The sequence below is a fragment of the Porphyromonas bobii genome (assembly GCF_943169685.1).
Lineage (GTDB): Bacteria > Bacteroidota > Bacteroidia > Bacteroidales > Porphyromonadaceae > Porphyromonas > Porphyromonas pasteri.
The window spans coordinates 34,061-58,898 of sequence record NZ_CALPBU010000006.1; the positions used below are offsets into that span (position 1 = coordinate 34,061).

24 protein-coding genes are annotated in these 24,838 nt (G+C 57.2%); 11 read left to right on the plus strand and 13 right to left on the minus strand.

The window, feature by feature from the left end:
* Positions 1-3: 3 nt before the first annotated feature.
* The 9 genes from lolB1 to KO088_RS06705 are packed head-to-tail and all read left to right on the plus strand — an operon-like array spanning position 4 to position 9,746.
* The gene (gene lolB1, locus KO088_RS06665; RefSeq protein WP_215494087.1) at positions 4-903 is read left to right on the plus strand and encodes a lipoprotein insertase outer membrane protein LolB1; all 900 of its coding nucleotides are present in this window, start codon (positions 4-6) and stop codon (positions 901-903) included.
* Positions 900-2,318: a murein hydrolase activator EnvC family protein gene (locus tag KO088_RS06670; RefSeq protein WP_215494088.1), complete on the plus strand. Its 1,419-nt coding sequence runs from the start codon at positions 900-902 to the stop codon at positions 2,316-2,318. The genes lolB1 and KO088_RS06670 overlap by 4 nt, the downstream gene beginning before the upstream one ends.
* Positions 2,303-3,226 carry a riboflavin biosynthesis protein RibF gene (gene ribF, locus KO088_RS06675; RefSeq protein WP_215494089.1) on the plus strand — a complete coding sequence of 308 codons (924 nt, stop codon included), beginning with the start codon at positions 2,303-2,305 and terminating at the stop codon, positions 3,224-3,226. Before KO088_RS06670 ends, ribF begins: the two co-directional genes overlap by 16 nt.
* Positions 3,226-4,416 (plus strand): glycosyltransferase, encoded by a 1,191-nt coding sequence (locus tag KO088_RS06680; RefSeq protein WP_215494090.1) that lies wholly within the window; start codon positions 3,226-3,228, stop codon positions 4,414-4,416. Before ribF ends, KO088_RS06680 begins: the two co-directional genes overlap by 1 nt.
* A 12-nt stretch (positions 4,417-4,428) precedes the next feature.
* Positions 4,429-5,502, plus strand: a complete 1,074-nt coding sequence (locus KO088_RS06685; protein ID WP_215494091.1) for a glycosyltransferase family 4 protein — start codon at positions 4,429-4,431, stop codon at positions 5,500-5,502.
* Positions 5,503-6,480 (plus strand): glycosyltransferase family 2 protein, encoded by a 978-nt coding sequence (locus KO088_RS06690; RefSeq protein ID WP_215494092.1) that lies wholly within the window; start codon positions 5,503-5,505, stop codon positions 6,478-6,480. It abuts the gene before it with no gap.
* A gap of 6 nt (positions 6,481-6,486) precedes the next feature.
* Positions 6,487-7,461, plus strand: coding sequence for a glycosyltransferase family 2 protein (locus KO088_RS06695; protein WP_215494093.1), 975 nt, complete (start codon positions 6,487-6,489; stop codon positions 7,459-7,461).
* A gap of 14 nt (positions 7,462-7,475) precedes the next feature.
* Positions 7,476-8,423 carry a ketopantoate reductase family protein gene (locus tag KO088_RS06700; RefSeq protein ID WP_215494094.1) on the plus strand — a complete coding sequence of 316 codons (948 nt, stop codon included), beginning with the start codon at positions 7,476-7,478 and terminating at the stop codon, positions 8,421-8,423.
* Between the two features lie 21 nt (positions 8,424-8,444).
* On the plus strand, positions 8,445-9,746 hold the full coding sequence (locus KO088_RS06705; protein ID WP_215494095.1) for a M64 family metallopeptidase: 1,302 nt from the start codon (positions 8,445-8,447) through the stop codon (positions 9,744-9,746).
* A gap of 146 nt (positions 9,747-9,892) precedes the next feature.
* Here the strand turns inward: KO088_RS06705 and KO088_RS06710 are convergent, their stop codons facing one another.
* The 11 genes from KO088_RS06710 to KO088_RS06760 form a co-directional block, all read right to left on the minus strand.
* Positions 9,893-10,666 carry a diadenylate cyclase gene (locus tag KO088_RS06710; protein ID WP_215494096.1) on the minus strand — a complete coding sequence of 258 codons (774 nt, stop codon included), beginning with the start codon at positions 10,664-10,666 and terminating at the stop codon, positions 9,893-9,895.
* A gap of 21 nt (positions 10,667-10,687) precedes the next feature.
* Positions 10,688-11,587, minus strand: a complete 900-nt coding sequence (folP, locus tag KO088_RS06715; RefSeq protein WP_215494097.1) for a dihydropteroate synthase — start codon at positions 11,585-11,587, stop codon at positions 10,688-10,690.
* Between the two features lie 11 nt (positions 11,588-11,598).
* Complete coding sequence (locus KO088_RS06720; protein WP_215494098.1) at positions 11,599-12,159, minus strand: 5-formyltetrahydrofolate cyclo-ligase; 561 nt, start codon at positions 12,157-12,159, stop codon at positions 11,599-11,601.
* 3 nt (positions 12,160-12,162) lie between these two features.
* Entirely contained in the window at positions 12,163-13,812 is a 1,650-nt protein-coding gene (locus KO088_RS06725) for a S41 family peptidase (protein ID WP_215494099.1), read from the minus strand.
* Positions 13,813-13,857: 45 nt separating this feature from the next.
* A complete protein-coding gene (locus KO088_RS06730) occupies positions 13,858-14,283 on the minus strand; it encodes a deoxycytidylate deaminase (RefSeq protein WP_009433799.1) in 426 nt (141 codons plus the stop codon).
* Between the two features lie 455 nt (positions 14,284-14,738).
* The gene (locus KO088_RS06735) at positions 14,739-15,203 is read right to left on the minus strand and encodes a hypothetical protein (protein WP_215494100.1); all 465 of its coding nucleotides are present in this window, start codon (positions 15,201-15,203) and stop codon (positions 14,739-14,741) included.
* A 168-nt stretch (positions 15,204-15,371) separates the two neighbouring features.
* Positions 15,372-15,821, minus strand: coding sequence for a hypothetical protein (locus KO088_RS06740; RefSeq protein ID WP_215494101.1), 450 nt, complete (start codon positions 15,819-15,821; stop codon positions 15,372-15,374).
* Positions 15,822-15,996: 175 nt separating this feature from the next.
* Complete coding sequence (locus KO088_RS06745; protein WP_215494102.1) at positions 15,997-16,443, minus strand: hypothetical protein; 447 nt, start codon at positions 16,441-16,443, stop codon at positions 15,997-15,999.
* Between the two features lie 809 nt (positions 16,444-17,252).
* A complete protein-coding gene (locus KO088_RS06750; protein ID WP_215494103.1) occupies positions 17,253-17,696 on the minus strand; it encodes a hypothetical protein in 444 nt (147 codons plus the stop codon).
* Between the two features lie 175 nt (positions 17,697-17,871).
* Positions 17,872-18,324: a hypothetical protein gene (locus tag KO088_RS06755; RefSeq protein WP_215494104.1), complete on the minus strand. Its 453-nt coding sequence runs from the start codon at positions 18,322-18,324 to the stop codon at positions 17,872-17,874.
* A gap of 175 nt (positions 18,325-18,499) precedes the next feature.
* Positions 18,500-18,949, minus strand: a complete 450-nt coding sequence (locus tag KO088_RS06760; protein WP_215494105.1) for a hypothetical protein — start codon at positions 18,947-18,949, stop codon at positions 18,500-18,502.
* Between the two features lie 162 nt (positions 18,950-19,111).
* On the opposite strand from KO088_RS06760, the gene KO088_RS06765 reads away from it, so the two are divergent.
* Positions 19,112-19,756, plus strand: a complete 645-nt coding sequence (locus KO088_RS06765; RefSeq protein ID WP_215494106.1) for an NAD(P)H-binding protein — start codon at positions 19,112-19,114, stop codon at positions 19,754-19,756.
* A gap of 444 nt (positions 19,757-20,200) precedes the next feature.
* Complete coding sequence (locus KO088_RS06770) at positions 20,201-21,559, plus strand: alanine/glycine:cation symporter family protein (protein ID WP_215494107.1); 1,359 nt, start codon at positions 20,201-20,203, stop codon at positions 21,557-21,559.
* A 95-nt stretch (positions 21,560-21,654) separates the two neighbouring features.
* Here the strand turns inward: KO088_RS06770 and lipA are convergent, their stop codons facing one another.
* Together lipA and KO088_RS06780 are read right to left on the minus strand one after the other, a co-directional pair.
* Complete coding sequence (gene lipA / locus KO088_RS06775; RefSeq protein ID WP_215494108.1) at positions 21,655-22,548, minus strand: lipoyl synthase; 894 nt, start codon at positions 22,546-22,548, stop codon at positions 21,655-21,657.
* Positions 22,549-22,619: 71 nt separating this feature from the next.
* A complete protein-coding gene (locus KO088_RS06780) occupies positions 22,620-24,794 on the minus strand; it encodes a S9 family peptidase (protein ID WP_215494109.1) in 2,175 nt (724 codons plus the stop codon).
* Positions 24,795-24,838 lie beyond the last annotated feature (44 nt).

Consider the following 24,838-nt stretch of genomic DNA (forward strand, 5'->3'; position numbering starts at 1 on the left):
ACGATGAATAGCACCGCATATCCCCGCCACCAGCGTCTCCGTGGCCTCCTCGTGGCAGCCCTATGTACGGGCCTGCTCTCCAGCTGTGGCCTCTTGCGTGATGTCAGCCATCCCGATGATGAGACGACGCGTACCGAGACCCGCCAAGAGACGGGTGTGAATCCCCGCCTCGCCGCCTTCCAGTCCGACCCCGCCTATGGCCCGATGCTCAAGGGTAACCTGCAGGCCGAGGTCCTCATCGGTAAGGAGACCTATTCATCAAAGGTCAATGCCACCATCGTGCGTGGCCAAGGTATCTACTGGTCCGTCGTGCCCTTCCCCCTCATCGAGGCAGCGCGCGTATGGTTCACCCCTCAGGGCGTGACCGCTATCGACAAGATCCACGGCCGCTATGCCGAGGTGAGCTATGCCGAGCTCTCTTCGCTCGTCGGCTTCCCCATCAGCTACAGTGATGTGGAGCGCCTCCTCTTAGGGAAGCCCTTCTTCCCCGCCGAAGCCCGTGGAGCCAAGGGCGGAGCCTTCAGCTACGGCGTCACCGAAGATGGGGGCACCGATGCCGAAGCCAGCCTCAGCATCGCCCGTGGCGAGGCCGCTGGCGCCTATCATCTGCGCTGGCTCCTCAATGCCCAGCACCAGCCTACGAGCTTCGTCGTCAGCCAGTCCTCCCGTCAGGGTGCTCCTGTCTTCTCGCTGAACTATGATCAGACGGAGGCCTCTGCTGCCCGCCACTTCGCTGAGCGCACCTTCCTCTTCCTCGGTCGCACTACGCGCCCCGCACTCACCATCGACTGGAGTAAGCTCCGTCCCTACACGGGTGAAGCGCCCGACCTGACGCCCCGCATCAAGGAGGGCTACAAGCGTATCAGTCTCACTGAGCTCATCAAGCTCCTGCCCTCACTATGATCGCCTACGCCCGCTATCAGCTGAGGCACTGCCTCACCCTCGCCCTGCTCCTCGTGAGCAGTCTCCTCGCCCTCACTCCAGAGGCCGCGGCACAGGGGCGTAAGTCCAGGACCCTCCAGCGCCTCGAGCAGGAGCGTAAGCAGCTCCTTCGCTCCATCGAAGCCTCGGACAAGAAGCTCCAGCAGCTGCGCCGTGATACGCGCAATGAGGAGCAGACCCTGCGCACCGTCAAGGAGCAGGTGGAGCAGCGCCGTCAGGTCGTCGCCGTCCTCGACAATGAGGTCAGCGGTCTGCAGGCCCGTATCGACATCCTCTCAGGGCACATCGGCCGTCTGCACCGCCGTGAGGGTGCCCTCCTCCTGCGCTATCGTGCCGCTCTTGTTCAGCTCCAGCGCATCGACACGCATATTGACCCTGTGCTCTTCGTCCTCTCATCGCAGAACCCTGCCGAGGCACGCGAGCGTCAGCGCTTCCTCTCCCGCTACTCCAAGGCGGTACGTGAGGCCTCTGTCGCCCTGCGTACGACACGTACCGAGATCGAGGCCACCAAGGCCGAGGTCGGCCGTACCCACTCGGAGAAGGAGCAGCTCCTTTCTCTCCGTGAGGCCGAGAAGAAGAAGCTCGAAGCCGAGGAGCAGCAGCGTGCCGCTCAGGTCAAGGACCTGCAGGGCAAGCAGCAGGTCTTAGCGCAAGACCTCTCGAAGCAGAAGCAGAAAGCCGAGGATCTTGACCGCAAGATCCAGGCACAGGTAGAGGCCGAGATCGTCGCGGCCCAGCGCCGTGCTGCCGAGCTCCAGCGTCGTCGCGAGGAGGCTCGCCGTCGTCGTCAGAGCCAGCGCACCCAGCCTACACCGCCCCCCTCCACAGGTCGCAGTGGCCGAGGTAAGGGGACGACACCCCCACCTCCCCCGCCACCTCCTGCTGATGATGAGCCCGAAGAGCGCCGTGCAGCGACCCCAGGTGGCTATGCGATGGATGCCAATGAGCGTGCGCTCGCCTCATCCTTCGCGCAGAACAAGGGCCGTCTCCCAGCTCCTATCCGTGGCTCATACTCGATCCTCCGCACCTTCGGCGTGCATCAGCATAGCGAGCACAACCGCGTGCAGGTCAATAGCAGTGGGGTGGACTTCGGCGTCAATGGGGATAGCCGTGCCTACGCCGTCTTCTCAGGCGTCGTCAGCCGTGTCTTCGTCATCCCAGGCTACGGCACTGCTGTCATTCTCCGCCACGGGAACTACCTCACCGTCTACGCCAACCTCAGTAGCGTCGCCGTCTCTACGGGCTCTCGCGTCTCCACAGGCCAGTCTATCGGTTCTGTCGGTGCTTCGCCTGATGGCTCCTCGGGTCGCCTCCTGCACTTCCAGCTTTGGCACGAGCGTACCAAGCTTAATCCCCTCGCATGGATCAAAAGGTAATCGCTACTATCGGGGCTTTTGACGGCGTGCACCTCGGGCATCAGGCGCTCTTCTCTCAGATGCGCGACTATGCTGCCCGCTACGAAGACGCTCGCCTCGTCATCTTGACCTTCGTCCCTTATCCAGCTGATGTCCTGCGCCCGCACGGGAGTCAGCACATTGATCCGCCCCACCGCCACCTCGAGCGATTGGAGGGGCTTGAGGGCTTCGAGGTCGTGCCGATGACCTTCTCCGCTGAGCTGGCAGCCCACTCCGCAGAGACCTTCATCCGCGAAGTCCTGCATGAGCAGCTCCACGTGACGGATCTCTTCCTCGGCTATGACAACCGCTTCGGTGCGGGAGCCAAGCTCGCCTACGAAGACTACAAGGCACTCGGAGCCAAGTACGCTATGGAGGTCACCCAAGCCGATAGCCTCTCTCTCAGTGGGGAGATCGTCAGCTCCACCGCCATCAAGTCGCTGATACATAGTGGCGAGATGCGTGAGGCGCACCGTGCCCTCGGCCGTCCGTATGCCATCTATGGCACGGTCGTCGCGGGGCAGAAGCTCGGTCGTCGCCTGGGCTATCCTACGGCGAACGTCCAGCGTGAGGATGCCGACCAGCTCCTCCCTCCTGATGGCGTCTACGCTTGTGACCTCGAGCTCCTTCGCCCCACGGGCCGCTCGGAGCAGCATCATGCGATGCTCTATATCGGTAAGCGCCCGACTCTCGGCGGTGAGCTGGAGCGCACCATCGAGGTCCATATCCTCGACTTCGATGAGATGATCTATGGGATGGAGGTCATCGTGCATATCTTCGAGCAGCTCCATCCCGAGCACCGCTTTGCCTCGACCGAAGAGCTCCGCTCCGCCCTTGAGACCTACGAGCAAGATACCCGCCGCTACTTCGCTGAGAATACCCGCTACTGATGGAGATAAAAGGACTACACGTCGCGATCGTACATCGCCGCTTTGCCCTTGGTGGAGCGGAGGAGGTGTCGCGTCAGACCGCCTGCCTTTTCTCCGACCTGGGTATCCACACGCATTTTTTTGCGGAGACCCATATCGAGATAGAATGGGCTCTGCCCGCTGATCCGCTGATTGATCTCTGTCTTCTCCCTCAAGGGATGCGCCTCTGGACAAAGGAAAGTGCCCTCTATCTGGTGCGTGCCTTCAAGGAGAGGGGGGTGAAGGTGCTGATCATCCCTATCGCTCTGCGCAATGATTACTTGCCCCTAATTCGGGCTGCAGGGATCAAGATTATTTATTGGTGCCATAGCTCTCCGCTGTGGGAACTCATAGACCGACGTGAGCGTGCCAGCTACAAGGCGCATCACCCGTGGTACAAGAATCTCTATAGCCTGACGCTGCGTCGTCTGCGTCTGGCACTAACATCTGAGGAGAAGCTCCGTACTCGCTACCGAGATTTGGTGCGCCAGGTAGACTGCTTTATTACGCTGACCCCTGAGTATGTGCAGGAGTTTGTATCGGCTTTGGGGCTTAATGACGAGGAAGCTTCGCGCTTTGCCGTCATGCCGAATATGGCCTTCCTACCCAAGCATAAGCCCATACCAGCTAAGGACCGACCGAAGAAAATCCTCTTCGTCGGCCGTCTGAGCTATGCGGATAAGCGCCCAGATCGAGTCCTCCAGATTTGGGAGAAGGTCTGTCAGGATCTGCCTGACTGGGAGGTAGAGATCTATGGGAAAGGCTCTGAAGAGAAGTTCTTACGCCGTATGATTCTGCAGAGGCAGCTCCCTCGCATCACGCTCAAGGGCTATATCGCTGATGCGACAGCCGTATATGCATCGGGTGCTATTTTGATGATGACCTCGACCTATGAAGGGTGGGGACTTGTCCTGAGCGAAGCACAAGCGTCGGGAGTTGTGCCCATAGCTTTCGATAGCTCGGCAGGTATCCGTGAGCTTATCGGGAAGGATAGTACCTATGGATGCCTTGTTGCTCCCTTTGATTTGGACGCCTATGCAGCTCAGCTTCGACGTCTCTGTCAGGATGTGGAGTTGAGAAGTCGCCTCTCCCAAGCAGCTCAGACACATTGCCTCGACTATAGCCCAGAGCGGATGCGTTCGCGATGGGAAGAGATATTTAGCCAACTCTAATACCGCTCGTTGATGAAGCCTCGTATCCTCATAGATTTGGAGCGCACCCGCTATCCCTACTCGGGATTAGGGTACTATGGGCATGCCCTTGCCCGGGGACTTCAGGAGGCTCGGGATCCATCACTGGACCTTCACTACTATGCTCCGACCTCTTATACGATAGATAATAGGAAGCCTTTCTCGCCTCTGCACTCTCTGCTCAGTGTGCAGGCAAAGGGCTATGACTTAGTCCATATCACGCACCAACGTCAGCACTACTTCCCGCAGCTATGGGGGGCAAAGTGCATCGTCACCCTTCATGACTTGAATTTCCTCACCGAGCCTCTCCCCGAGTCGAAGCGAAAGAAGCTCTTGAAGCTGGTGGCAAGTAATCTGAATCGTGCCCATGGGATCGTCTGTATCTCCGAATTTGTGCGGCATGATTTGGGGCAGCATCGTGACCTCTTCCAGATATCGGAGGAGACCCCCATTGCAGTTGTGCATAATGGAATCTTCCTACCCGAAGAAGGGCAGATATCAGGTATCGCTCGAGATCCTATAGTCCCCAATGCTTCCTATCTCTTGGCGCTGGGGGTCTTGCATGAGAAGAAGCAGCAGCATCTGCTCATCCCTGCACTTTGCCATCTCCCCGAAGAGTTACATCTGGTCTTAGTTTATTCAGAGGCTAAGTCTGAATATCTCTCTAAGATCCAGTATGCGATCCAGCAATATCGATTGGAGGATCGTGTGCATCTCCTCTGTGCTGTGAGTGATGTAGAGAAGGCATCCTTGCTGCAGCACTGCCGTGCGCTGATACAGCCTTCCATTGCAGAGGGGTTTGGCTTGCCTGTGGTAGAGGCTATGGCTTTAGGGAAGCCTATCTTCCTGCGTCCTGCTACGAGTCTCCCAGAGGTCGGCGGAGAGGTGGCTTATTACTTCGATGAGGTAGGCCCCGAAGCAATAGCAAAGATCCTTATAGATGGCTTGAGTGCTTATGATAGAGAGCCTTCTCAGGCTGAGGCTCTCCGTGCTCGTGCTCGTCTCTTTGATTACCGTCGTATGGCGCAGGGCTACCTACAGTTCTACCACGAAATACTCTCCAGATAAATGAAACTAGCCGTCATCGTCCCCGTCTACAAGGTAGAGCCCTACCTACGTCAGTGTATCGATTCGATCCTGTCGCAGAGCTACGAGGATCTGAAAGTGATCCTTGTTGATGATGGCTCACCCGATAGCTGCGGAGCGATTTGTGATGAGTATGCTGTGCGTGACCCTCGTATCCTCGCTCTGCATAAGCCGAATGGCGGGCAGAGTTCGGCGCGTAACCTTGCTCTACAGCATATTGACGACTGCCCTCTCGTCACCTTCTTAGATAGCGATGACTGGTTGGAGCCTGACATCTATCAGCAAGGGGTAAGCTACCTAACCGCACACCCAGAGGTCAGCATCATCAACTATGGCTACAACCTTGTCACAGAGGAGAAGACCATCCCTTTACTCCCTGCAGAGGAGCATTTGACACGTGACGAAGCTCTGCTTCGCTATGTAGCTACGACTTCCAATATTATTAATACGATGGTTTGGAGTCGTATCTATCGGCGCGAGGTGATTGATGGGCTGACCTTTACCGAGGGCTGTAAGTGGGAGGATGTTGTATATACTCTTGAGGCACTCTATCGGTGTACGGGTGGATATCATATCTTACCCCTTGTTGGGGTCAATTATCGGAGTAAGCGCCCTGGGGCTATGACCTCCGAGCTACTGCCTGATAAGCGATCCCTTCTATGGGATATCGAGTCGGCAATACAGCGCTATCCAGATGATGCTCATTTCTTAGCTTTAGCCAATACCCTTGCGACTAACTGTCTGTGGTATCACATTAAATATCTATCGTCTTTTACCTACTCTGTCGCTGTCGGGGAGCTGGAGCGCTATCTGCCGATCATAGAAGAGCTGAAAGCTCGTCCTTATCTTAATGCCTTCCATTCAGCATCGAAGGTGAGGAAGGTGAAGCTTTTCTTAGCCTATCCCCGTACATCCTTTGCTATTCGTACCCTCGTTCGCACCCTGCTTAGCCGTAAATAACTCCCTATGAAGCTTGCGGTCATCGTCCCTGTTTATAAGGTCGAAGCTTACCTCCACCAATGCATCGACTCAATCCTCTCTCAGAGCTATCGGGAGCTAAAGGTCATCCTCGTCGATGATGGCTCGCCCGATAACTGTGGGGCGATTTGTGATGAGTATGCAGCGCGTGATCCTCGAGTTCTCGCCCTGCATAAGCCGAATGGGGGGCTAAGCTCTGCACGCAACTTTGCTCTTCCCTATACGGATGATTGCCCATTGGTGACCTTCGTCGATAGCGATGATTGGCTGGAGCCTGGGATCTATCAGTCGGCTGTGAGCTATCTGCAGCAGCATCCAGAAGTCTCTATCCTTGGCTATGGGCACAACAAAGTGCAGGACACTTGCTCCTCGCCTTGCCTTATGCCCGAGATGACTTTGTCGCGAGAGGAGGCCTTAGATAGCTACCTTACTGCGAATAAACTTGCTATCGAAGCAACTGTATGGAGTCGTATCTACCGCCTCCAAGCTATAGAGGGGCTTACCTTCCGTGAGGGGTCGAAGTGGGAAGATAACGTCTACTCTCTTGAGGCATTCTATCAGAGTACAGGCGATTTCCATGCGTTACCTATCGCAGGCTACAACTATCGCATCCAGCGTCCTGGGGCGATTACAGCGACTGAGATCCCAGATCTACGAGATCTCTTTGCGGATATAGAAGAATCCATTGATAGGCATGCGGGGGATACTACTTATATGGAGTATGCTAATACTTTGGCCGTGCGTAGCCTCTGGTATCACTTCCGTCTGCTATGTCGTGCCTCCGATCGATATAAGGAAGAGGTGACTGATTATCTGCAGATTGCCAACAAGCTCCGATGTCGCCCCTTCCGTAATCTCTTCCGCTCGCGGTCGAAACGGATAAAGTTTCGCCTATTCCTCATCGCTCCCAGGGCATTTGTTATGGGGCGACGAGCCTTTAATAAGCTGAAAAATAAGTCTTAGTATATAGTCTTCTCATGCTACTCAAGAATATCACCATATCCGGCCTCGGCGGTGTCGGGGGCTACTACGGAGCGATGCTCGTAGAGGCTGCCCGACGTGAGGGCCTCGGCCGTACGATCAGCTTCGTCGCCCGTGGCGCGCACCGCGCTGCTATCGAGGAGCGCGGACTGCATGTCCACACTCCCGAGCGGGACTTCACCGTGCGCCCCGATTATTTAGCCGAAGATCCCCACGACCTGCCACCTACCGACCTCCTCATCCTCGCGACGAAGAGCTACGACCTCGAGGCAAATATCCAGCAGCTCCGCCCGATCATCACGCCTCGGACCATCATCTTACCCCTCCTCAATGGTGCGGATATCACGGATCAGATCCAGGTGCTTCTCCCCGAAGCCCGTGTCTGGGACGGCTGCGTCTATATCTCGGGGCGCAAGCCTGCAGCGGGAGAGATCCTCTTGGAGGCCGAGCGAGAGATCTTCCTCTTCGGCTCTCGTGGTGCTGAGCGTAGCGCTGAGGAGCGTGAGCTCTTCGCCCTCCTGGAGTCCGTCGGCGTGCATGTGGTCAATCCCGACGACATCGAGGAGAGCATCCGTAAGAAGTTCCTCATGATCTCGGCGACCGCGACGGGTACCTCTTACTACAATATGACGGTGGGCGAAGCTCTCGCGTCGCACCCCGTGGAGATGCGTGGGCTCATCGAGGAGCTCTGTACGCTCTTCTCCGCCCTCGGGCACGACTTAGGCGAGGGCGCTGTCGAGCGCACCGTCGAGCGTCAGACCTTCATGATCCCCTCCAGCACGAGCTCGATGCACGTGGACTTCATGGCGGGGAGCTCTACCGAGCTGGAGAATCTCACGGGCTATGTCGTCCGTGCGGCACGCCGTATCGGGCTGGAGCTACCACTCTATGAGCGTATGTACAAGGAGCTCGCCACGGAGCCCTATCCCCTGAAGCACGATTAATCCCTTACATCCACTATAACTATGCGAACCTACCTATCCCTTCTCATCCTGCTCCTCTTCGTGGGGAGTGGCCGCGCCTCGGCGCAGCAGCCGTTTGAGACCTTCTTCCGAGACAGTACGCTCCGCCTGGACTACATCCTCACCGGGGGCGAGTCGACGACTGAGATCACGCCCGACGAAGCTCATCTGCTTAAGGGCTGGGCTGGCCGTCGTCACTACCTCGATAGCCTCGTCCTCAGGGGGAATGCTCAGCTCTACGTCCATGACGAAGCCACGGGCAAGCTCATCTATGCCTTCTCCTTCAACCCGCTCTACCTCGAGTGGCGTCAGACACCGTTGGCGAAGACCGAGCGCCGCTCCTATGAGGAGGTGCTGCGCATCCCCTTTCCCAAGGCTCCTGTGAAGGTGACGCTCCGCCTGTGCAATGCCGAGCAGCGCACCATCGTTGATCAGACGCAGCGTATCGATCCTAAGGACATCCTCATCCGTGACCAGACGACGAAGCAGCCTCAGAAGCACAAGTACCTCATCCACTCGGGGGACAGCCGTGACTGCATCGACCTGGCGTTCCTCGCCGAAGGCTATACCGAGGCTGAGATGCCTATCTTCCTCCGTGATGCCGAGGCCGCTACCGAAGCGCTCTTCAACTACGAGCCCTTCAAGAGCAACCGCCAGCACTTCAATGTCGTGGTGGTCTTCTCTCCCTCCGAAGAGTCGGGCGTCGCCGTGCCTCGTGAGAAGCGCTGGCCCCGCACGGCATTCTCCTCGCACTTCGATACCTTCTACTCCAATCGCTATCTGACGACGCGCAGTGTGAAGGCGATCAACGATGCCCTCATCGGCATCCCCTACGAGCACCTCATTATCCTCGCCAATAGCGACGTCTACGGCGGTGGCGGTATGTACAACTCGTACCTCATCTCCTCGACGCATCACAAGTGGTACCTGCCCGTGGTGGTACATGAGTTCGGTCATAGCTTCGGCGGTCTGACGGACGAATACTTCCACGAAGGCGATGCAGCGGCAGCGAGCGAACACGCTACCGAGGTCGAGCCTTGGGAGCAGAACGTCACGAACCTCAAGGACTTCTCCGGTAAGTGGTCGCACCTGATCAAGAAGGGTACGCCCATGCCTACGCCTACGAAGCTCCAGAAGACGTACCCCGTCGGGCTCTACGAAGGGGGCGCTTATCTGGCGAAGGGTATGTACCGTGCAAGCTACAACTGCCGTATGCGCACCAACGATACCCCCGACTTCTGCCCCGCCTGCCGTCTTGGGCTGGATAAGATCCTCGACTACAACCTCCCTCCACGCCGTAAGTAAGAGCGTAGGGCGTGCGTCCTACCTAATAGAATAGGTTAGCCCCCACCACAAGAGCGATTAGCTCGATGTGGTGGGGGCTAAGTGTATCGTGTCGTAGGGGCTTAAGCGGATAGGCCCGTGCGGTATGCTCTCGTGGAGCGGTGTGCTTAGTCTTCGGAGGAGAGGAGGGCGCGGAGCTCGTCGGGCGTGATGTCGACGATGATCTCACTGCGGTAGGCGAGCGAGATCGTCCCACGCTCTTCGCTGATGATGATGACCTTCGCGTCGGTCTTCTGCGAGAGGCCGAGGGCAGAGCGGTGGCGCAGGCCGAGGTCCTTATTGAGGTCGGTGTCGCTGGCGACAGGCAGGATACAGCCTGCAGCGCAGATCTTCCCGCCAGCGATGATCATAGCGCCGTCGTGCAGGGGGCTATTCTTGAAGAAGATCGTCTCGATGAGGCGGGCATTGACGGCAGCGAGGAAGCGCTCCCCAGCGTGCTGGTAGGGCGTGAGGTCTGAGGTACCTTGGATGGCGATGAGGGCGCCCGTCTTCTTACGAGCCATGTTCATACACGCCAGCACGACGGGTGCGATATAGTCCTCTTCCTCCTGCTCCTTCGCCGAGCCTTCGCGGAAGAAGCTGCGGATCTTACGCCAGCGCTGGGCGGAGCCGATGGTGACCAGGATCTTCTTGATCTCGTCCTGGAAGATAATGACCAGGATGATGAAGCCGATGTTGATGAACTTGTCCAGCAGCGCACCCATCAGTCGCATCTGCAGGACCTGCGAGATCAAGAGCCAGATCCCGAGGAAGGCGATGATCCCCATGAAGAGTGAGCGGCTCCCCGAGTAGCGCATCGTGGTGAACGCGTAGTAGAGGAAGACCGCGAGGAGCAGTATGTCGATGATGTCCTTGATGGAGATGTCGAGCCAAGCGAGCATAAGGGCGATATAAGTCGGGGGTTAGTGTGAGCGGGTGAAGCTATAGTGCAGGTGCTCCTCTCTGTGGAGGTAGGGGCGGGCTTGCTCGTAGAGCGTGATGGCCTCAGTGGCAGCGCGTACATCGTGCACACGGAGGATCTGTGCACCACGCTCGAGGGCGAGGGCATGGAGGAAGGTCGTACCACCGAGGGCTTCGGCAGGCGTGCAGCCGAGGGGGCGGTAGATCATGCTCTTGCGTGAGACACCGACGAGGACGGGCTGTGTGAAGGTGCGGGTGAGGTCGTCGAGGTGCATGAGGAGCTCATAGTTCTGCTCCGTGGTCTTGCTAAAGCCGAAGCCCGGGTCGAGGATGATGTCGTGCAGACCCAGCTCGAGGAGTTTGCCGATGCGCTCGGCGAAGTAGTCGATGACCTCGAGCGTCACGTCACTGTAGTCGGTGAGTGACTGCATCGTCTGTGGGTCGCCCTTCATATGCATAAGGATATAGGGTACCTGCAGGGCGGCTACCGTGCGGTACATCTCGGGGTCGAGTGCCCCGCCGGAGATATCGTTGATGATAGCGGCGCCATACTCCTCGACGGCCATGCGGGCGACCTCCGAGCGGAAGGTATCTACCGAGACGGGTAGGTCGGGGTATTCGTCTCTCAGGATGCGAAGGGCAGGGCGTAGGCGCTCCATCTCTTCCGTGATGCTCACCTCATCAGCTCCTGGGCGGGAGCTGTAGGCACCGAGGTCGGCGATGGCAGCTCCTTCGCTCATGAGTTCGTCGAAGCGAGTGCGTAGCGCGGTCTCGCCTGCTATCCTACTACCAGCGAAGAAGGAGTCGGGGGTGACATTGACGATACCCATGACGACGGGGCGCTCGAGGGTAAGGAGCTTCCCCGAGAGGGTGAGGGTCGTCTGTGCTGGAGTGAGGGACATAGCGGGGGCGGTTAGAGGAGGGCAGGCTGTGGGGTGAGTACGGCTTCCACGGGGAGATCCCATGGGTCATGGGGGAGGCATGCGATGGGGCGGAGGGCGAAGGTCACGCCGATACGGCTGGCATATGGGCAGCGGCTGAGGTAGCGGTCGTAGTAGCCCTTGCCACGGCCGAGGCGGTAGCCCGCCTGGTCATACGCCAGAGCGGGGATGACGAGGAGGTCCAGTGTCGCTGGGTCTACGGCTCCATCAGCCTCAAGGCGGGGCTCGTAGATGCCGAAGCTCCCCGACTGCTCAAGCTCCTGCCAGCCAGCGAAGGCGAAGAATTCCATCGTCTCGCCGTCAAGGACGCGGGGGAGGTAGACTTGCTTCGTCGTAGCGACCTCGTCGATGAGGGTGCGGAGGTTCGGCTCGTCGGGTAGGGCAGCGTAGAGGGCCACATGCTGGGCCGTCTGCCAGAGGGGATGCTGACGGAGCTGGGAGAGGATGGACGCGCTCCCCGAGAGACGGAGCTCATCGGTGAGATGCTCACGGCTCAGGGCACGGAGCTCACGGCGGAGGGTGGGCTTGTCCATAGGCTACTTCGTCGGACGCCAGTCGTCAGAGGTGAGGCGATCGAGAGCGGCCTTGACCTCGGGGTCCTCCTCGTTGCGTGCGCGGTAGAAGGCATTCTTGTCCCCACCCAAGAGGTCGGAGATCAAGGCGATGAGGTCACGGCGTAGGATGGGCATCGACTCCTGCAGGTAGCCAGGGCGCTGGGGTACGCCATTCTGCTGGGCATAGCGTGCATAGGCATAGACGATCTGCTCGCCCTGCGAATGCAGGTAGTCCTGGATCGCCTTCTCCGAGCCGAAGGACTGGAACTGTGCGCGGTGCTGGTCCGCGTAGTTGAAGGCGAAGCGCTGGAAGGTCCCTGAGCGTAGGAGACGGATGTAGTAGGGGTTGATCCCTGCGCTGTCGCGCGGGGTGAAGATGTCGGGGGTGATACCGCCACCGCCATAGACGACACGACCCAGACGCGTGTAGTAGCGTGTGGTGTCGGGGCGACTGATGCTATCGGCTGAGTAGAACTCGCCATGGAGGTAGCGCTCCTCGATGTCCTCTGCGTAGGCTTCGTAGCCCTTGGCATAGCTCTTCTGGATGCTACGGCCCGAGGGGGTGTAGTAGCGAGCTACGGTGAGGCGGACGACGGAGTGGTCCTTCAGCTCGAAGGGGAGCTGTACGAGGCCCTTACCGAAGGTGCGACGGCCGACGATGAGCGCGCGGTCGAGGTCCTGCATAGCACCGGCGAAGATCTCGCTGGCGCTGGCACTGCTCTCGTTCACCAGCACGATGAGCGGGAGCTGGCGCAGACGTCCGTCACGAGGGCTCTTGAAGTCCTCACGGGGATAGTGCGCACCCTTGTTGTAGACGAGGAGATCGCCCTTGGAGAGGAACTCCGTGGCGAGTGCCGTAGCGGCCTGCAGATAGCCCCCGCCATTGTCGCGGAGGTCGATGAGGATGCGCTCGACGCCTTCGGAGGCATGCTCGGCATAGGCCTGCTGGAACTCTAAGGGCGTCTGCGTGCCCCACTTATTGAGGCGTACATACAGTACGTGGGGGCGGATCATGTAGCTGGCGTCGATGGTAGGCACGGGGACGGCGCCACGGACGACTGAGGTGGTGAAGGTCTTCCCACCACGGCGGACGGTGAGCTTGACGACGGTGTCCTCGGGACCCTTCAGCGCCTTCATGATCTGCTCAGAGGTGATGGAGTCACGGACGAGATTCGTCGTGTCAGCACGTAGGAGGCGGTCGCCAGGCTGCAGACCAGCACGCTCGCTGGGGCCACCCTCGATGACACGCACGACGACGACGGTGTCGAGGAGGGTATTGAACTGCACGCCGATACCAGCGAACGAGCCCTCGAGGCTCTCAGTCGACTCCTTGTTCTCCTCCGCGCTGAGGTAGACGGAGTGGGGGTCGAGCTGTGAGAGGATCAGCGGGAGGGACTGCTCGGTGAGGCTGTCCATATTCGTCGAGTCGACGTAGTACTGCTGGATGAGCGAATAGATTTCGCCGAGCTTCCCAGTCGCTCCGCGTCGGCCTCCGATGCCGAAGTAGCTGGAGGTGAATACGCCCAAGAGGAAGACCAAGACGGTGACAAGCCCGTAGGTGATTCCACTCAGGAGATGAGCCTTACGCTCGGGGCGCGGTGAGCCGGGCTGCTCGTTGGGTGCTGATTGCATGCTGTCTGCTATAGAGGATGATGAAGGGGCGGGGGAAAGAGTCAGTTAGTCCTCGAGGGGAAGGTAATCTACCTGGATGCCTGCGCGCTGGAGGAGCTCGATGCCGTCGCGTAGGCGGTACTCGGTGCTGTAGACGACGCGGCGCATGTGGCTCTGGATGATGAGCTTGGCGCACTCGATGCAGGGGGCATCGGTGACGTAGACCGTCGCGCCAGAGCTGTCGTTGGTGCTGCTGGCGAGCTTCGTGATGGCATTGGCCTCGGCATGGAGCACATACTGCTTCGTCTGACCGCTCTCGTCTTCGCAGATGTTTTCAAAGCCCACGGGGGTGCCGTTGTAGCCATCGGCGATGATACGCTTGTCCTTGACGATGAGGGCGCCTACCTTACGGCGCTCGCAGTAGGAGTTCTCAGCCCAGATGCGTGCCATACGGAGGTAGCGCATATCGAGGGCGAGTTGCTTGTCATCCATCATAACTCTTTGGATTGTCTTGACACGAGGATATAGATATACAAAGATAAGGCTTTGCGCCCGAATGTGTATGCTTTTTCGGGGGGCTATCTGCCGAGGATAAAGGGAGATCCTGTGGGAAGGGGCGATTAGGATCGCTATGAGGGAGGAAAAGTAACCACTACTGGTCGATGAGTTGACCAGTAGTGGTTCGCACACCGACCAGTAGTGGTAACTATAGCTGACCAGTACTGCTTCGCTTCGTGACCAGTACTGGTTCGTTTTACGTGCGACGCTGCTACTTGCCTCCTATGACTGCGGGATGCTCCATTAACTCCTGTAAGTCAGCTCTCTATGTGTTGCTTGCTTCTCCCTGCTATGCTTGCTTCGAGCCCATCGAAAAGCGGTCCGCCCAGCCTCATCTCTCGGGATGGGGCTGGGCGGAGCTTATGGGAATATGTGGAGCAGGTGCGACCTTACTTCTTCGGGGTGAAGATGGTGATTTCTCCGGTTGAGTGCTTTTTGCAGGTGAGTCTCTGCTTGGATGCATCCAAGGTATAGGTGAATGTGTCAGGCTTAAATGGCTCGCGCTCGGGCCCTATTCCTCCCGGGGCTATCTCACGTGCCACGTGAACTGTCGCCACCATCCCCTTACGGGTGTAGGGAAGAGAAAGGACCTTAGTCGTGTGTCTTTTACCCTCACCCTCTTCCCGTATTAATTCCTCCTCTATCCTGAATGCGATATGCTTATCCTCTTTGAAGTATATCCAGGTCTGGAAGTGGTATTGTTCGCCATTTGGATATTTCCCAATATAGCTGGAGGACTCCCACATGGTTTTAACGAATGGATCCTCCTTAGGGGCATCTTCCTTGGACGAAGAGCAGGCGGTGAGGGTAAAGAGAATAGCTCCGAGGAGTATCAGGGTGTATTTGAACTTCATATCTATAATGGTATTGATAATTGAATTGTCGCAAAGGTAGGGGAAATAGTGCATAGTCGGAAAGGGCTGCTGTGCGACCTCTCACGCTCTCCTAAAAGCAGTCCGCCCCGCCTCATCACAGGGGATGGGGCTGGGCGGACTGTATGGAGAGTTGGGTAGGCGAGTGCCTTACTTCTTGCGGACGAAGGTCAAAGTATGGGATTCATCCTCATCAGTCACTGTTCCAGTGAATTTCATGTTGGATGCATCCATTGTTAGGGTAAGTACCTCTGTTTCGGTCTTGCCATTACGTATGGTTTGGGTAGTAAGTGTAGCCTCCTTATTGATATAGGTGTAGGTGCCCTCGGATATACTTGGTTCTTCTGTATTGACTACAATACCATTCTTGAGGGTCTTGTGAGTTCCCAGGACAGTAAACTTGGTGTTATCAATAAAGTGGAGGAGTAGCGTTTCAACTTCCTTTTCACCATTCTCCTGCTCGGTCCCTTGGATAACGCACTCCCACTCAGTGCCAGCGAGGGTTTTACTTAGGTCGGGGGTGTTAGGCGTGTCCTTGGAGCAGGCGGTGAGCCCAAGGAGGACAGCTCCGAGGAGCATGAAGATGTGCTTTAGCTTCATACGATCTTTTGTTATGGGGTTAGTGATTTACTGAATCTTTGTAAAGGTAGGAGATTTATACAGAGTTGCAAGCCCCCCTTCTCCTCTTCGCGTGGAGGGCTGTAAATAGATTCGCCCCGCTCTTCTATGGAGAGAAGAGCGGGGCGAGTCTTATGGGGTATGTGCGGGTGTGACCTTACTTCTTGCGGACGAAGGTTAATATCGTGCCTGCTTCATTTGGAGCTTTACCTGTGAGCTGCTGCTTGGAGGTGTCCATTGTCAGAGGGAGTGCCAGCTTGATAGCATTATCTTCATCATCTCGAGTATTGAAGAGGAGTGTAGCGACGCCACCTTGATAGGTGTAAGTGCCCTGCTCAGGATCGTCTACCTCAGTGTCGACTACCGCACCATTCTTTATCGTCTGTTGGGTGGATTGGGACGTGAACTTGGTGCCGTCGACGAACTTGAGGACTATCGTAGTGACTACCGATTTGTTACCTGCGTCGGACTCCCGAACGGTGGCCTCCCACTCAGTGCCAGCGAGGGTTTTACTTAGGTCGGGGGTGTTAGGCGTGTCCTTGGAGCAGGCGGTAAGCCCAAGGAGGACTGCTCCGAGGAGCATGAAGATTTGCTTTAGCTTCATAATTTCTATGGGGTTATAAAGAGGGAATGAATACTACTCGCAAAGGTAGGTAAATGCTGCATACTAAGCCTATAGTCTCGGAAGAAAGCTGTCCGCCCAGCCTCATCTCTCAGCATCCAAGTCCGAGGCGTGCATAGAGGTCGTATCTCCTCCCTTGTCGCTACACTTATTTATAGTGCTCCGTAGAAGTCGATTCGCAAACGACTATTGGTCTCGGTACGGATCACTATTGGTTTGGGGGTCAAACCACTATAAGTTTGCACACGAAACCACTATTGGTTTGCCCATGGATGACTATTGGTTTGGATACAAACGACTATTGGTTCATCGGTCAAAGGACTATAGTGTCTCCTTGCCTTCCGTAGCTTCCTCCATTTCCACGGGCGGAATGTTTCTCCGTGCTGTATCTCATCGCGCGAGCCATAGGCTTGAGGGATAGGCCTCTACCTGCAGCTGGTGAAGGTGCTCCCCATAGGAGGAGGGTATGAAGCTTTAGTGCTCGCTACTTCGACCTATATTGGTCGCTGGGTGAACCTATATAGGTCGCGTCACGGACCAATATAGGTCGACATCGTGACCAATATAGGTCAGCCCACGGACCTATATAGGTTCGCATCACTCCCCTGCGGGAGGTGTCCCCGCACTCTTGCCCTATAAGCGTGTCGTGTCGCGAGTAAGTCGCTTGGCTGTAATGCCTAAGCTTAGTCGTGTGTGCCTACTCCTTCACCTCTCCTAAAAGCAGTCCGCCCAGCCTCATCACTGGGGATGGGGCTGGGCGGACTGTATGGAGTGTCAGGTAGGCGAGTGCCTTACTTCTTGCGGGTGAGGATCAGAGGTTCGTCCTCGCCCTCCTCTAATGCTGTGATCTTTTGCTTCGCAGCATCCATTGTGAGAGTGGCTTTGCGTGTTACCTGCTTGTCATTTTCTATTTTATGGGAAACCACCGTAGCTACAAGACCTTCGTACGTGTAAGTCGTTTCTTCCTTAACCGTAGGATTTTGCTTTATGATACTACCATCTTTCGCTATGTCCTTGTAGTCTGAAAGAATTACGAGGCGGCTGTCGTCTATGAACTGGAGTTCGGTCGAGATGATTTCACTACTGCCGTCCTCATCTGTAGCCTTGAGGACGCGTTCCCACTTTGTGCCTGCGAATGGGTTCTTGTTGCTGGGCTCGGGGGTATCCTTCTTGCCACAAGCGGTGAGTCCAAGGAGCATGACTCCGAGGAACATGAAGATGTACTTTAGCTTCATACGTTCTTTTGTTATGGGGTTAGTGATTTATTGAATCTTTGCAAAGATAGGAGATTTATACAGAATTGCAAGCCTCCCTTCTCCTCTTCGCGTGGAGGGCTGTAAATAGACTCGCCCCGCTCTTCTATGGAGAGAAGAGCGGGGCGAGTCTTATGGGGTATGTGCGGGTGCGACCTTACTTCTTGCGGGTGTAGATTTCAGGCTCGTCGCCCTCTTCCATCTTTGTTGACGTCGCTGTGATCTTTTGCTTCGCAGCATCCATTGTGAGGGTGCCCTTGTGTGTTACCTGCTTATCATTTTCTATTTCATGGGTAATCACCGTAGCTACAAGACCTTCGTACGTGTAAGTCATTTCCTCCTTAGACGTAGGCTCTTGCTTTATGATGCTACCATCTTTCGCTGTGACCTTGTAGCCTGATAGATGTACGAGACGGTTGTCGCTAATGAAGTGGATCTCCCCCCAGAGGGTTTCTGTCTCGCCTCTGTCATCTGTAACAGAGCGGATGTTTTCCCACTTCGTGCCAACGAATGGGTTCTTGTTGCTGGGCTCGGGGGTATCCTTCTTGTCGCAAGCGGAGAGTCCAAGGAGTATGACTCCGAGGAACATGAAGATGTACTTTAGCTTCATACGTTCTTTTGTTATGGGGTTAGTGATTTATTGAATCTTTGCAAAGGTAGGAGATTTATACAGAGTTGCCAACCTCCCTTTTCCTCTTCGCGTGGAGGGCTATAAATAGCCTCGCCCCGCTCTTCTATGGAGAGAAGAGCGGGGCGAGGCTTATGGGGTATGTGCGGGTGCGACCTTACTTCTTGCGGGTGTAGATGATACCCTTGCGTACGCCGTCCTCCGTCACCGTGCCCGCGAGCGTCTGATTGGTGTCGTCCATGACGAGACGGACGATACTCGTGACGATCTTGCCATCGTCCTGGCGGGTTGTGGTGAGCGTGACCTCCTTGCCTTGGTAGGTGTAGGTACCCTGCTTAGGAGTGTCTGTCTCGCTCTTGAGGATCGTGCCACCCTGTGTGGTTACCGAGGTGGACTCCGTGACGAACTTCGTGCCGTCAATAAAGCGAAGGACTGTCGTGGTGGTCTCTGTCTTGCCATCATCCTTCAGCTCCTGCTCGATGTACTCCCACTGAGAGCCGGCTAAGGAACCGCTTGAAGCGGGGTTGGTCTTGGGGGTGTCCTTGGAGCAAGCACTGAGCCCAAGAAGTGCGACTCCGAGGAGTGCGAAGATTTGCTTTAGCTTCATATCTACTGTAGTATTAAAGTGTGATTTAGAGCGCGCCTGGGTAAACAAAAGTAGCCCTTCTGTACTTATAACGTTGTAGTACTCTGCGAGGTATCTTCGCTCCTCGGCGGGAGCAGAGGGCTTAGTGGAGTACAGCATCATCCTTTATATATATGTAGACCGATGAAGAGAGCATGGGTATTAGGCGCTACAGGCGCTACGGGGACGGCTCTGGTGGAGCTACTCCTCAAGGGTGACGAATATAGCGAGGTGCACGTCTTCGTGCGTCGGCCTCTCCAGCTGCAGCACGCGAAGCTCCACGTCCATGTGGTGGATATGGAGTGCGCCGAGGACTGGCAGACGGGCCCCGCAGCAGATGTCGCCTTCTCTTGTCTGGGTACGACACTTCGGGCAGCTGGGAGCAAGGCCGCCCAGCATCGTGTGGACGTGGACTACCAGCTGCAGTTCGCCGAGATGGCTCGCCGTAGTGGGGTGGGGACCTTCGTCCTGCTTTCGGCAGCTGGGGCAAATGCTAAGTCCAGTCTCTTCTATATGCGTCTCAAGGGCGAAGCTGAGGAGGGCGTGCGTGCCCTTGGCTTTGAGCGGACGCTCTTCTTCCGCCCTGGGATGATCGATCGCGTGGTGAAGGCACGAGTCAATGAGCGCATCAGTATGGCCATCCTCCGTGCGCTGAATCGTATCGGCCTCCTGAAGCGTCAGGCGCCGATAGCCGTCGAGACGCTCGCTCGTCAGATGATCCGCGGTGAGGCGAGGCTGCGTGATGCGGGCGAATATGTGCTTGCCGAAAGGGCGATCTTAGACCTCTAAGAGCGGGGTGTCGGGCGGCTTGGTGAGCGCTGTCTGCCGAGTATCGTGACCGCACTTAGGAGAGCGAGCAGGGCGAGGGACTACTCCCTCGCCCTGCTCGCTTTTGGTGTTTGTTCTTAGGAATGTGGTGGGTAATGGTATTTCTTTAATAAAATTATTAAATCATCCTGCTTGTGTTTTAAGGAAGTCTCGCTATTTTTGTCACAGAGACAACAAGATATGCTCTCCGCAAGTAGCCCTCTCGAGGGGGCTCTTAGCGAGGAGCGCCACACACCCACTCAGACGCATAGGATGGACAAGCACCTCTTCTCCGCCCACCCTTCCCCTCACGCTCTGCAGGACACGCCCAGCGGGTCCCCACCTCTACCTATGCGTCTGAAAGGCCCGTCCGCCACTTGATGAGCGGTGTCCCCTACTACTACTCACACTAAACGAACTATTACGATGGACCTACTTCAGATCGTAAAGGGATTCAATGAAATCCTATGGAACAACTTCCTCATGTACGTCCTCCTCGGCGTCGGCATCTTCTACACCATCTACCTCGGCGTGCCTCAGATACGGCACTTCGGCCTGGCGATGAAGTACAGCTTCGGCTCGATCTTCAAGAAGAAAGAGAAGACGGAAGATGCCTGTGACCAGACGAACTCCTTCCAAGCGCTCGCCACCGCCGTCGCCGCCCAGGTCGGTACGGGTAATATCGCAGGCGTAGCCACTGCCATCGCTATGGGAGGTACGGGTGCCGTCTTCTGGATGTGGATCTCCGCAGTGCTTGGGATGAGCACGATCTTCTCCGAAGCCGTCCTCTCCCAGAAGTATCGCGAGATACGCGACGGCCAAGTCGTCGGGGGGCCTGCCTACTACATCAGTCGCGGTCTGAAGAGCCGAGTGCTCGCCATCATCTTCTCCGTCATGGTCATCGTCGCCCTCGGCTTCATCGGCTGTATGGTGCAGGCGAACTCCATCTCCATCGGCCTGGCCAACGCCTTCGGGATGAAGGGCTGGGTCAGCGGTATCTTCATCGCAGTGCTTGTGGCTGTCGTCATCGTCGGCGGGCAGAAGCGCGTCACGACCATTGCCGAGCTGGTGGTGCCCTTTATGGCACTGGCCTATATCCTCGGGGCGATCATCATCCTCTTTATGTACTCCGACCAGATCCTCCCCGTCTTCGAGTCCATCTTTGGTGATGCCTTCTCCACGAAGGCGGCCGCTGGCGGTGCAGCGGGTAGCGTGATGAAGTACGCCATCCGCTATGGGGTCTCTCGCGGACTCTTCTCCAACGAAGCAGGTATGGGCTCGACCCCACACGCCCATGCTCTGGCTCATGTCAAGGATCCATCCATCCAGGGCTTCGTAGCGATGTCGGGTGTCTTCGTTGACCTCCTCATCTGCACCGCTACGGCACTCATCATCCTCTTGACGGGAGCTTATGCTGAGCCTGGGCTGATCTCGGTACAGATCACACAGCGTGCCTTCGAGGTGACCTTCGGGCAAGCGGGCGTTGTCTTCCTCGCTATCAGCCTCCTCGTCTTTGCCTTCACCACCATCATCGGCTGGTACGTCTTCGGGGAGATGAATATACGCTACCTCTTCAAGTCCAAGGCGGTCTACGTCTTCCGCGTCATCGTCATCGCCTGTGTCTTCTCGGCGACGATCTTCCACGCGAACCTCATCTGGGAGCTGGCTGATACCTTCAATGGGCTGATGGTCATCCCGAACGTCATCGCCATCGTCATCCTCGCGCCGCAGGTCAAGAAGCTCTACAAGCGCTTCCTCGCTCGTCGTAAGACGGAGAATATCTAAGCTGCCTCCTCGCTCCTTCCCCGTGGGCTTAAATCACTTCGCCCCCACAGCTCCATCGAGCTGTGGGGGCGAAGTGATTTGTATAAGTAGGGAGCTTAGTCGAGGACGTGGCGCTCGGCGTGGTAGGAGGAGCGCACGAGAGGGCCGCTCTCGATGTGGCGCAGGCCCTTCTCCAGCCCGAGGGTACGCAGACGAGCGAACTGCTTCGGATGGATGTACTCCACGACGGGCAGGTGGCGGCGCGTAGGCTGCAGGTACTGCCCGATAGTCATGATCGATACGCCGACAGCGTGGGCATCGTCGATGAGCTCAAGGACTTCCTCCTCCGTCTCACCGAGGCCGAGCATGATACCCGTCTTAGCGGGGATGCCGCTCTGGGCGATACGCTCCAGCACCGAGAGGCTCTGCTCGTAGGTCGCTACGTGGCGCACCGTGGGGGTGAGACGGCGGACGGTCTCGAGGTTGTGTGAGATGATCTTGGGCTGACAAGCGATGATCTGGTCGACGTAGTCCAGACGGCCGTTGAAGTCGGGGATGAGGACCTCGACAGTGACCTCAGGTGTCGTGCGGCGGATGGCTTCGATGGTACGTACCCAGTGCCCTGCGCCGTAGTCCTCGAGGTCGTCGCGGTCGACGCTGGTGATGACGGCGTGCTTCAGGCCCATCTTCTTGATGCTCTGTGCCACCTTCATCGGCTCGAGGGGATCGAGTGGTGCGGGGGCTTTCCCCGAGAGGGTGTTACAGAAGCGGCAGGCGCGCGTACAGACAGCGCCTCCGATCATGAAGGTCGCCGTGCCAGCGCTCCAGCACTCCCCTTGGTTGGGGCATCGGCCGCTATGGCAGATGGTATTGAGCCCGTGGTGCTCGATCGTATGCTTCGTATCGGTGAAGGTCGAGTTGTCGCCGAGGCGGATCTTCAGCCACTCGGGCTTGCGGACGCGTACGACGTTGCCGGTCTTCTTCTGGGTGATAGGTTCTTCTTGCATCATATAAGTGATAGCCCTTAGGCTGAGGGTCAGTGCCTTCAGCCTAAGGGTAGTGGGGAGTAAAATAGCCGAGGCTAAAGGTTCTGCTCGAGGAAGGTAATGATACGCTTGTAGAGGTGGTTGCGTGCATTACCTCCGTAGATGCCGTGGTTGCGGTCCTTGTAGATCGCCATATCGAAGGGGATCCCTTCGGCGACCAGGAGGTCGGTGAAGTTCATGGCGTTCTGCACATGCACGTTGTCATCGGCGCTACCATGGATGAGGAGGAGCTTACCCTTGAGCTTCTTCGCTACCTCGAGGGCGGAGGAAGACTTGTAGCCCGTGGGGTTCTCCTGTGGGGTGCGCATGAAGCGCTCCGTGTAGATCGTGTCGTAGTAGCTCCAGTCAGCGACGGGGGCGACAGCGACACCAGTCTTGAAGACGCCCTCGCCGTGGCACAGACCCATCAGCGTCATGTAGCCACCGAAGCTCCAGCCGTAGAGGCCGATGCGGTCAGCGTCGATGTAGGACTGCTTGCCGAGCCACTTCGCTGCAGCGATCTGGTCTTCGATCTCCTTCACGCCGAGGTTGAGGTAGGTGCACTTACGCCACTCCTCACCGCGAGCGCCCGTACCGCGTGGGTCGACGCAGACGACGATGTAGCCCTTACCGGGGAGTATCTGCTCCCAGCCGAGGCCGAAGGCATCGAGTACCTGCTGTGAGTCGGGGCCGCTGTACTGAGTCATCAGTACGGGGTACTTCTTGTTGGGGTCGAAGTCGTAGGGCTTGAGGATCCAAGCGTTCAGCTCTTGACCACGGCCGTTGGGGATCTTGATGAATTCCTCACGGCGCAGGCGGTAGTCCTTGAGGCGCTCAGCGATCTCCTTGTTGTCCTTCAGCACGCGCAGGGGGCGCAGGCTCCCCGTGGCATAGACGGCCGTAGTCGTCGGCGTGGTAGAGTTGCTGAAGATGCTGATGTAGTGGGAGAAGTCATCGCTGAAGATAGCACTATTGGCACCTGCTCCAGGGTGAAGAGCGGTCTTGCGGCCCTTGGGATCTACCTTGTAGATCGAGCGGCGCAGGGGTGACTCATCGGCAGCCTGATAGTAGGCATTGCCCTGAGCATCCATGCCGTAGAAGTCGGTGTCGTCATAGCTGCCCGTGGTGATCTTGCGGATCAAAGCCCCCTTGTCGGAGTAGAGGTAGATATGGCGGTAGCCGTCCTGCTCGCCGAGGTAGGCGAAGCCTGAGGGGACGAACTTACACTTCGGGAGGTTGCGGCTATCTACATAGGCCTTGTTGCGCTCCTCGAAGATGACCTTCGGTAGGAGCGTCTTGTTGTTGACGTAGTAGAGCGTGAGGTGGTTCTGCTGGCGGTTCAGCGAGAAGACAGCGAGGTTGCCATCACGGCCGATGAACTCGATGCGGGGAATGTAGTAGGGTGCGCTCTTGAAGTCAATGGGCTTCTTCGCGCGGTCTGTGACATTGTAGATGTGTACGGAGACCTTCGAGTTAGGCGTACCGGCCTTAGGGTACTTATAGGTATAGGCACCAGGGTACTGCCCCGTGCCGTAGATAGGCATGCTGTACTCGTCGACCTCACTCTCATCGGTGCGGACGAAGGCCAGGTAGTTATTGTCTTCGCTCCAGGTCATCAGCTGCGTGGTCTCCAGCTCTTCTTCGTAGACCCAGTCGGTGATACCGTTCATGACCTTGTTGTGCACGGCATCGCTCGTCACCTGGACCTCGGTGTCGAACTCAAACTTCTTGATGAAGATATTCCCCTCACGCACGAAGGCTACCATACGGCCGTCGGGGCTGAAAGTGGGGATCATGACCTTGCCGGTGGTCGTGCTCAGTGGCTCGACGCGGTTGCGGCGTACGTCGTAGTGGAAGACATTACCCTTGCTCGAGCGACGGTAGATCGACTCTTGGTCAGTGATGAGGAGGATGTGATGCCCCTTGGGCTCAAGGATGTAGTCGTCGAATTTCTTGAATTCGCATTCGCGTGCCTTGTTGACGCTGAAGAGTGTGTCGACGAGTTCGCCCGTCTGGAAGCTATAGCGCAGGACGGCGGTGTGTCCGTCGTCCATCATCGTGTAGTACTTCCCGTCGCTGGTGGAGCGCATACCGCGCCCTGCGGTGTAGGCGTAGAACTTACCCGAGGTGACGTCCTCGACTTGGAGGTCCTTGGTGTGGTGCTGGGCCAGGGCCTCGGTGCTTGCACCTAAGCCAAGGAGCAGCAGTGTGAGTGATAGTAGTGTCCGCATAACTCGTATGTATTAGTTTGCTTTTCGACAAAGATACAAAAAGC

What these genes read in the sequence shown, in the direction of transcription:
- lolB1 (WP_215494087.1), top strand. Translation starts at nt 4, where the DNA reads ATGAATAGCACCGCATATCCCCGCCACCAGCGTCTCCGTGGCCTCCTC.
- KO088_RS06670 (WP_215494088.1), top strand. Translation starts at nt 900, where the DNA reads ATGATCGCCTACGCCCGCTATCAGCTGAGGCACTGCCTCACCCTCGCC.
- ribF (WP_215494089.1), top strand. Translation starts at nt 2,303, where the DNA reads ATGGATCAAAAGGTAATCGCTACTATCGGGGCTTTTGACGGCGTGCAC.
- KO088_RS06680 (WP_215494090.1), top strand. Translation starts at nt 3,226, where the DNA reads ATGGAGATAAAAGGACTACACGTCGCGATCGTACATCGCCGCTTTGCC.
- KO088_RS06685 (WP_215494091.1), top strand. Translation starts at nt 4,429, where the DNA reads ATGAAGCCTCGTATCCTCATAGATTTGGAGCGCACCCGCTATCCCTAC.
- KO088_RS06690 (WP_215494092.1), top strand. Translation starts at nt 5,503, where the DNA reads ATGAAACTAGCCGTCATCGTCCCCGTCTACAAGGTAGAGCCCTACCTA.
- KO088_RS06695 (WP_215494093.1), top strand. Translation starts at nt 6,487, where the DNA reads ATGAAGCTTGCGGTCATCGTCCCTGTTTATAAGGTCGAAGCTTACCTC.
- KO088_RS06700 (WP_215494094.1), top strand. Translation starts at nt 7,476, where the DNA reads ATGCTACTCAAGAATATCACCATATCCGGCCTCGGCGGTGTCGGGGGC.
- KO088_RS06705 (WP_215494095.1), top strand. Translation starts at nt 8,445, where the DNA reads ATGCGAACCTACCTATCCCTTCTCATCCTGCTCCTCTTCGTGGGGAGT.
- KO088_RS06710 (WP_215494096.1), bottom strand. Translation starts at nt 10,666, where the DNA reads ATGCTCGCTTGGCTCGACATCTCCATCAAGGACATCATCGACATACTG.
- folP (WP_215494097.1), bottom strand. Translation starts at nt 11,587, where the DNA reads ATGTCCCTCACTCCAGCACAGACGACCCTCACCCTCTCGGGGAAGCTC.
- KO088_RS06720 (WP_215494098.1), bottom strand. Translation starts at nt 12,159, where the DNA reads ATGGACAAGCCCACCCTCCGCCGTGAGCTCCGTGCCCTGAGCCGTGAG.
- KO088_RS06725 (WP_215494099.1), bottom strand. Translation starts at nt 13,812, where the DNA reads ATGCAATCAGCACCCAACGAGCAGCCCGGCTCACCGCGCCCCGAGCGT.
- KO088_RS06730 (WP_009433799.1), bottom strand. Translation starts at nt 14,283, where the DNA reads ATGGATGACAAGCAACTCGCCCTCGATATGCGCTACCTCCGTATGGCA.
- KO088_RS06735 (WP_215494100.1), bottom strand. Translation starts at nt 15,203, where the DNA reads ATGAAGTTCAAATACACCCTGATACTCCTCGGAGCTATTCTCTTTACC.
- KO088_RS06740 (WP_215494101.1), bottom strand. Translation starts at nt 15,821, where the DNA reads ATGAAGCTAAAGCACATCTTCATGCTCCTCGGAGCTGTCCTCCTTGGG.
- KO088_RS06745 (WP_215494102.1), bottom strand. Translation starts at nt 16,443, where the DNA reads ATGAAGCTAAAGCAAATCTTCATGCTCCTCGGAGCAGTCCTCCTTGGG.
- KO088_RS06750 (WP_215494103.1), bottom strand. Translation starts at nt 17,696, where the DNA reads ATGAAGCTAAAGTACATCTTCATGTTCCTCGGAGTCATGCTCCTTGGA.
- KO088_RS06755 (WP_215494104.1), bottom strand. Translation starts at nt 18,324, where the DNA reads ATGAAGCTAAAGTACATCTTCATGTTCCTCGGAGTCATACTCCTTGGA.
- KO088_RS06760 (WP_215494105.1), bottom strand. Translation starts at nt 18,949, where the DNA reads ATGAAGCTAAAGCAAATCTTCGCACTCCTCGGAGTCGCACTTCTTGGG.
- KO088_RS06765 (WP_215494106.1), top strand. Translation starts at nt 19,112, where the DNA reads ATGAAGAGAGCATGGGTATTAGGCGCTACAGGCGCTACGGGGACGGCT.
- KO088_RS06770 (WP_215494107.1), top strand. Translation starts at nt 20,201, where the DNA reads ATGGACCTACTTCAGATCGTAAAGGGATTCAATGAAATCCTATGGAAC.
- lipA (WP_215494108.1), bottom strand. Translation starts at nt 22,548, where the DNA reads ATGATGCAAGAAGAACCTATCACCCAGAAGAAGACCGGCAACGTCGTA.
- KO088_RS06780 (WP_215494109.1), bottom strand. Translation starts at nt 24,794, where the DNA reads ATGCGGACACTACTATCACTCACACTGCTGCTCCTTGGCTTAGGTGCA.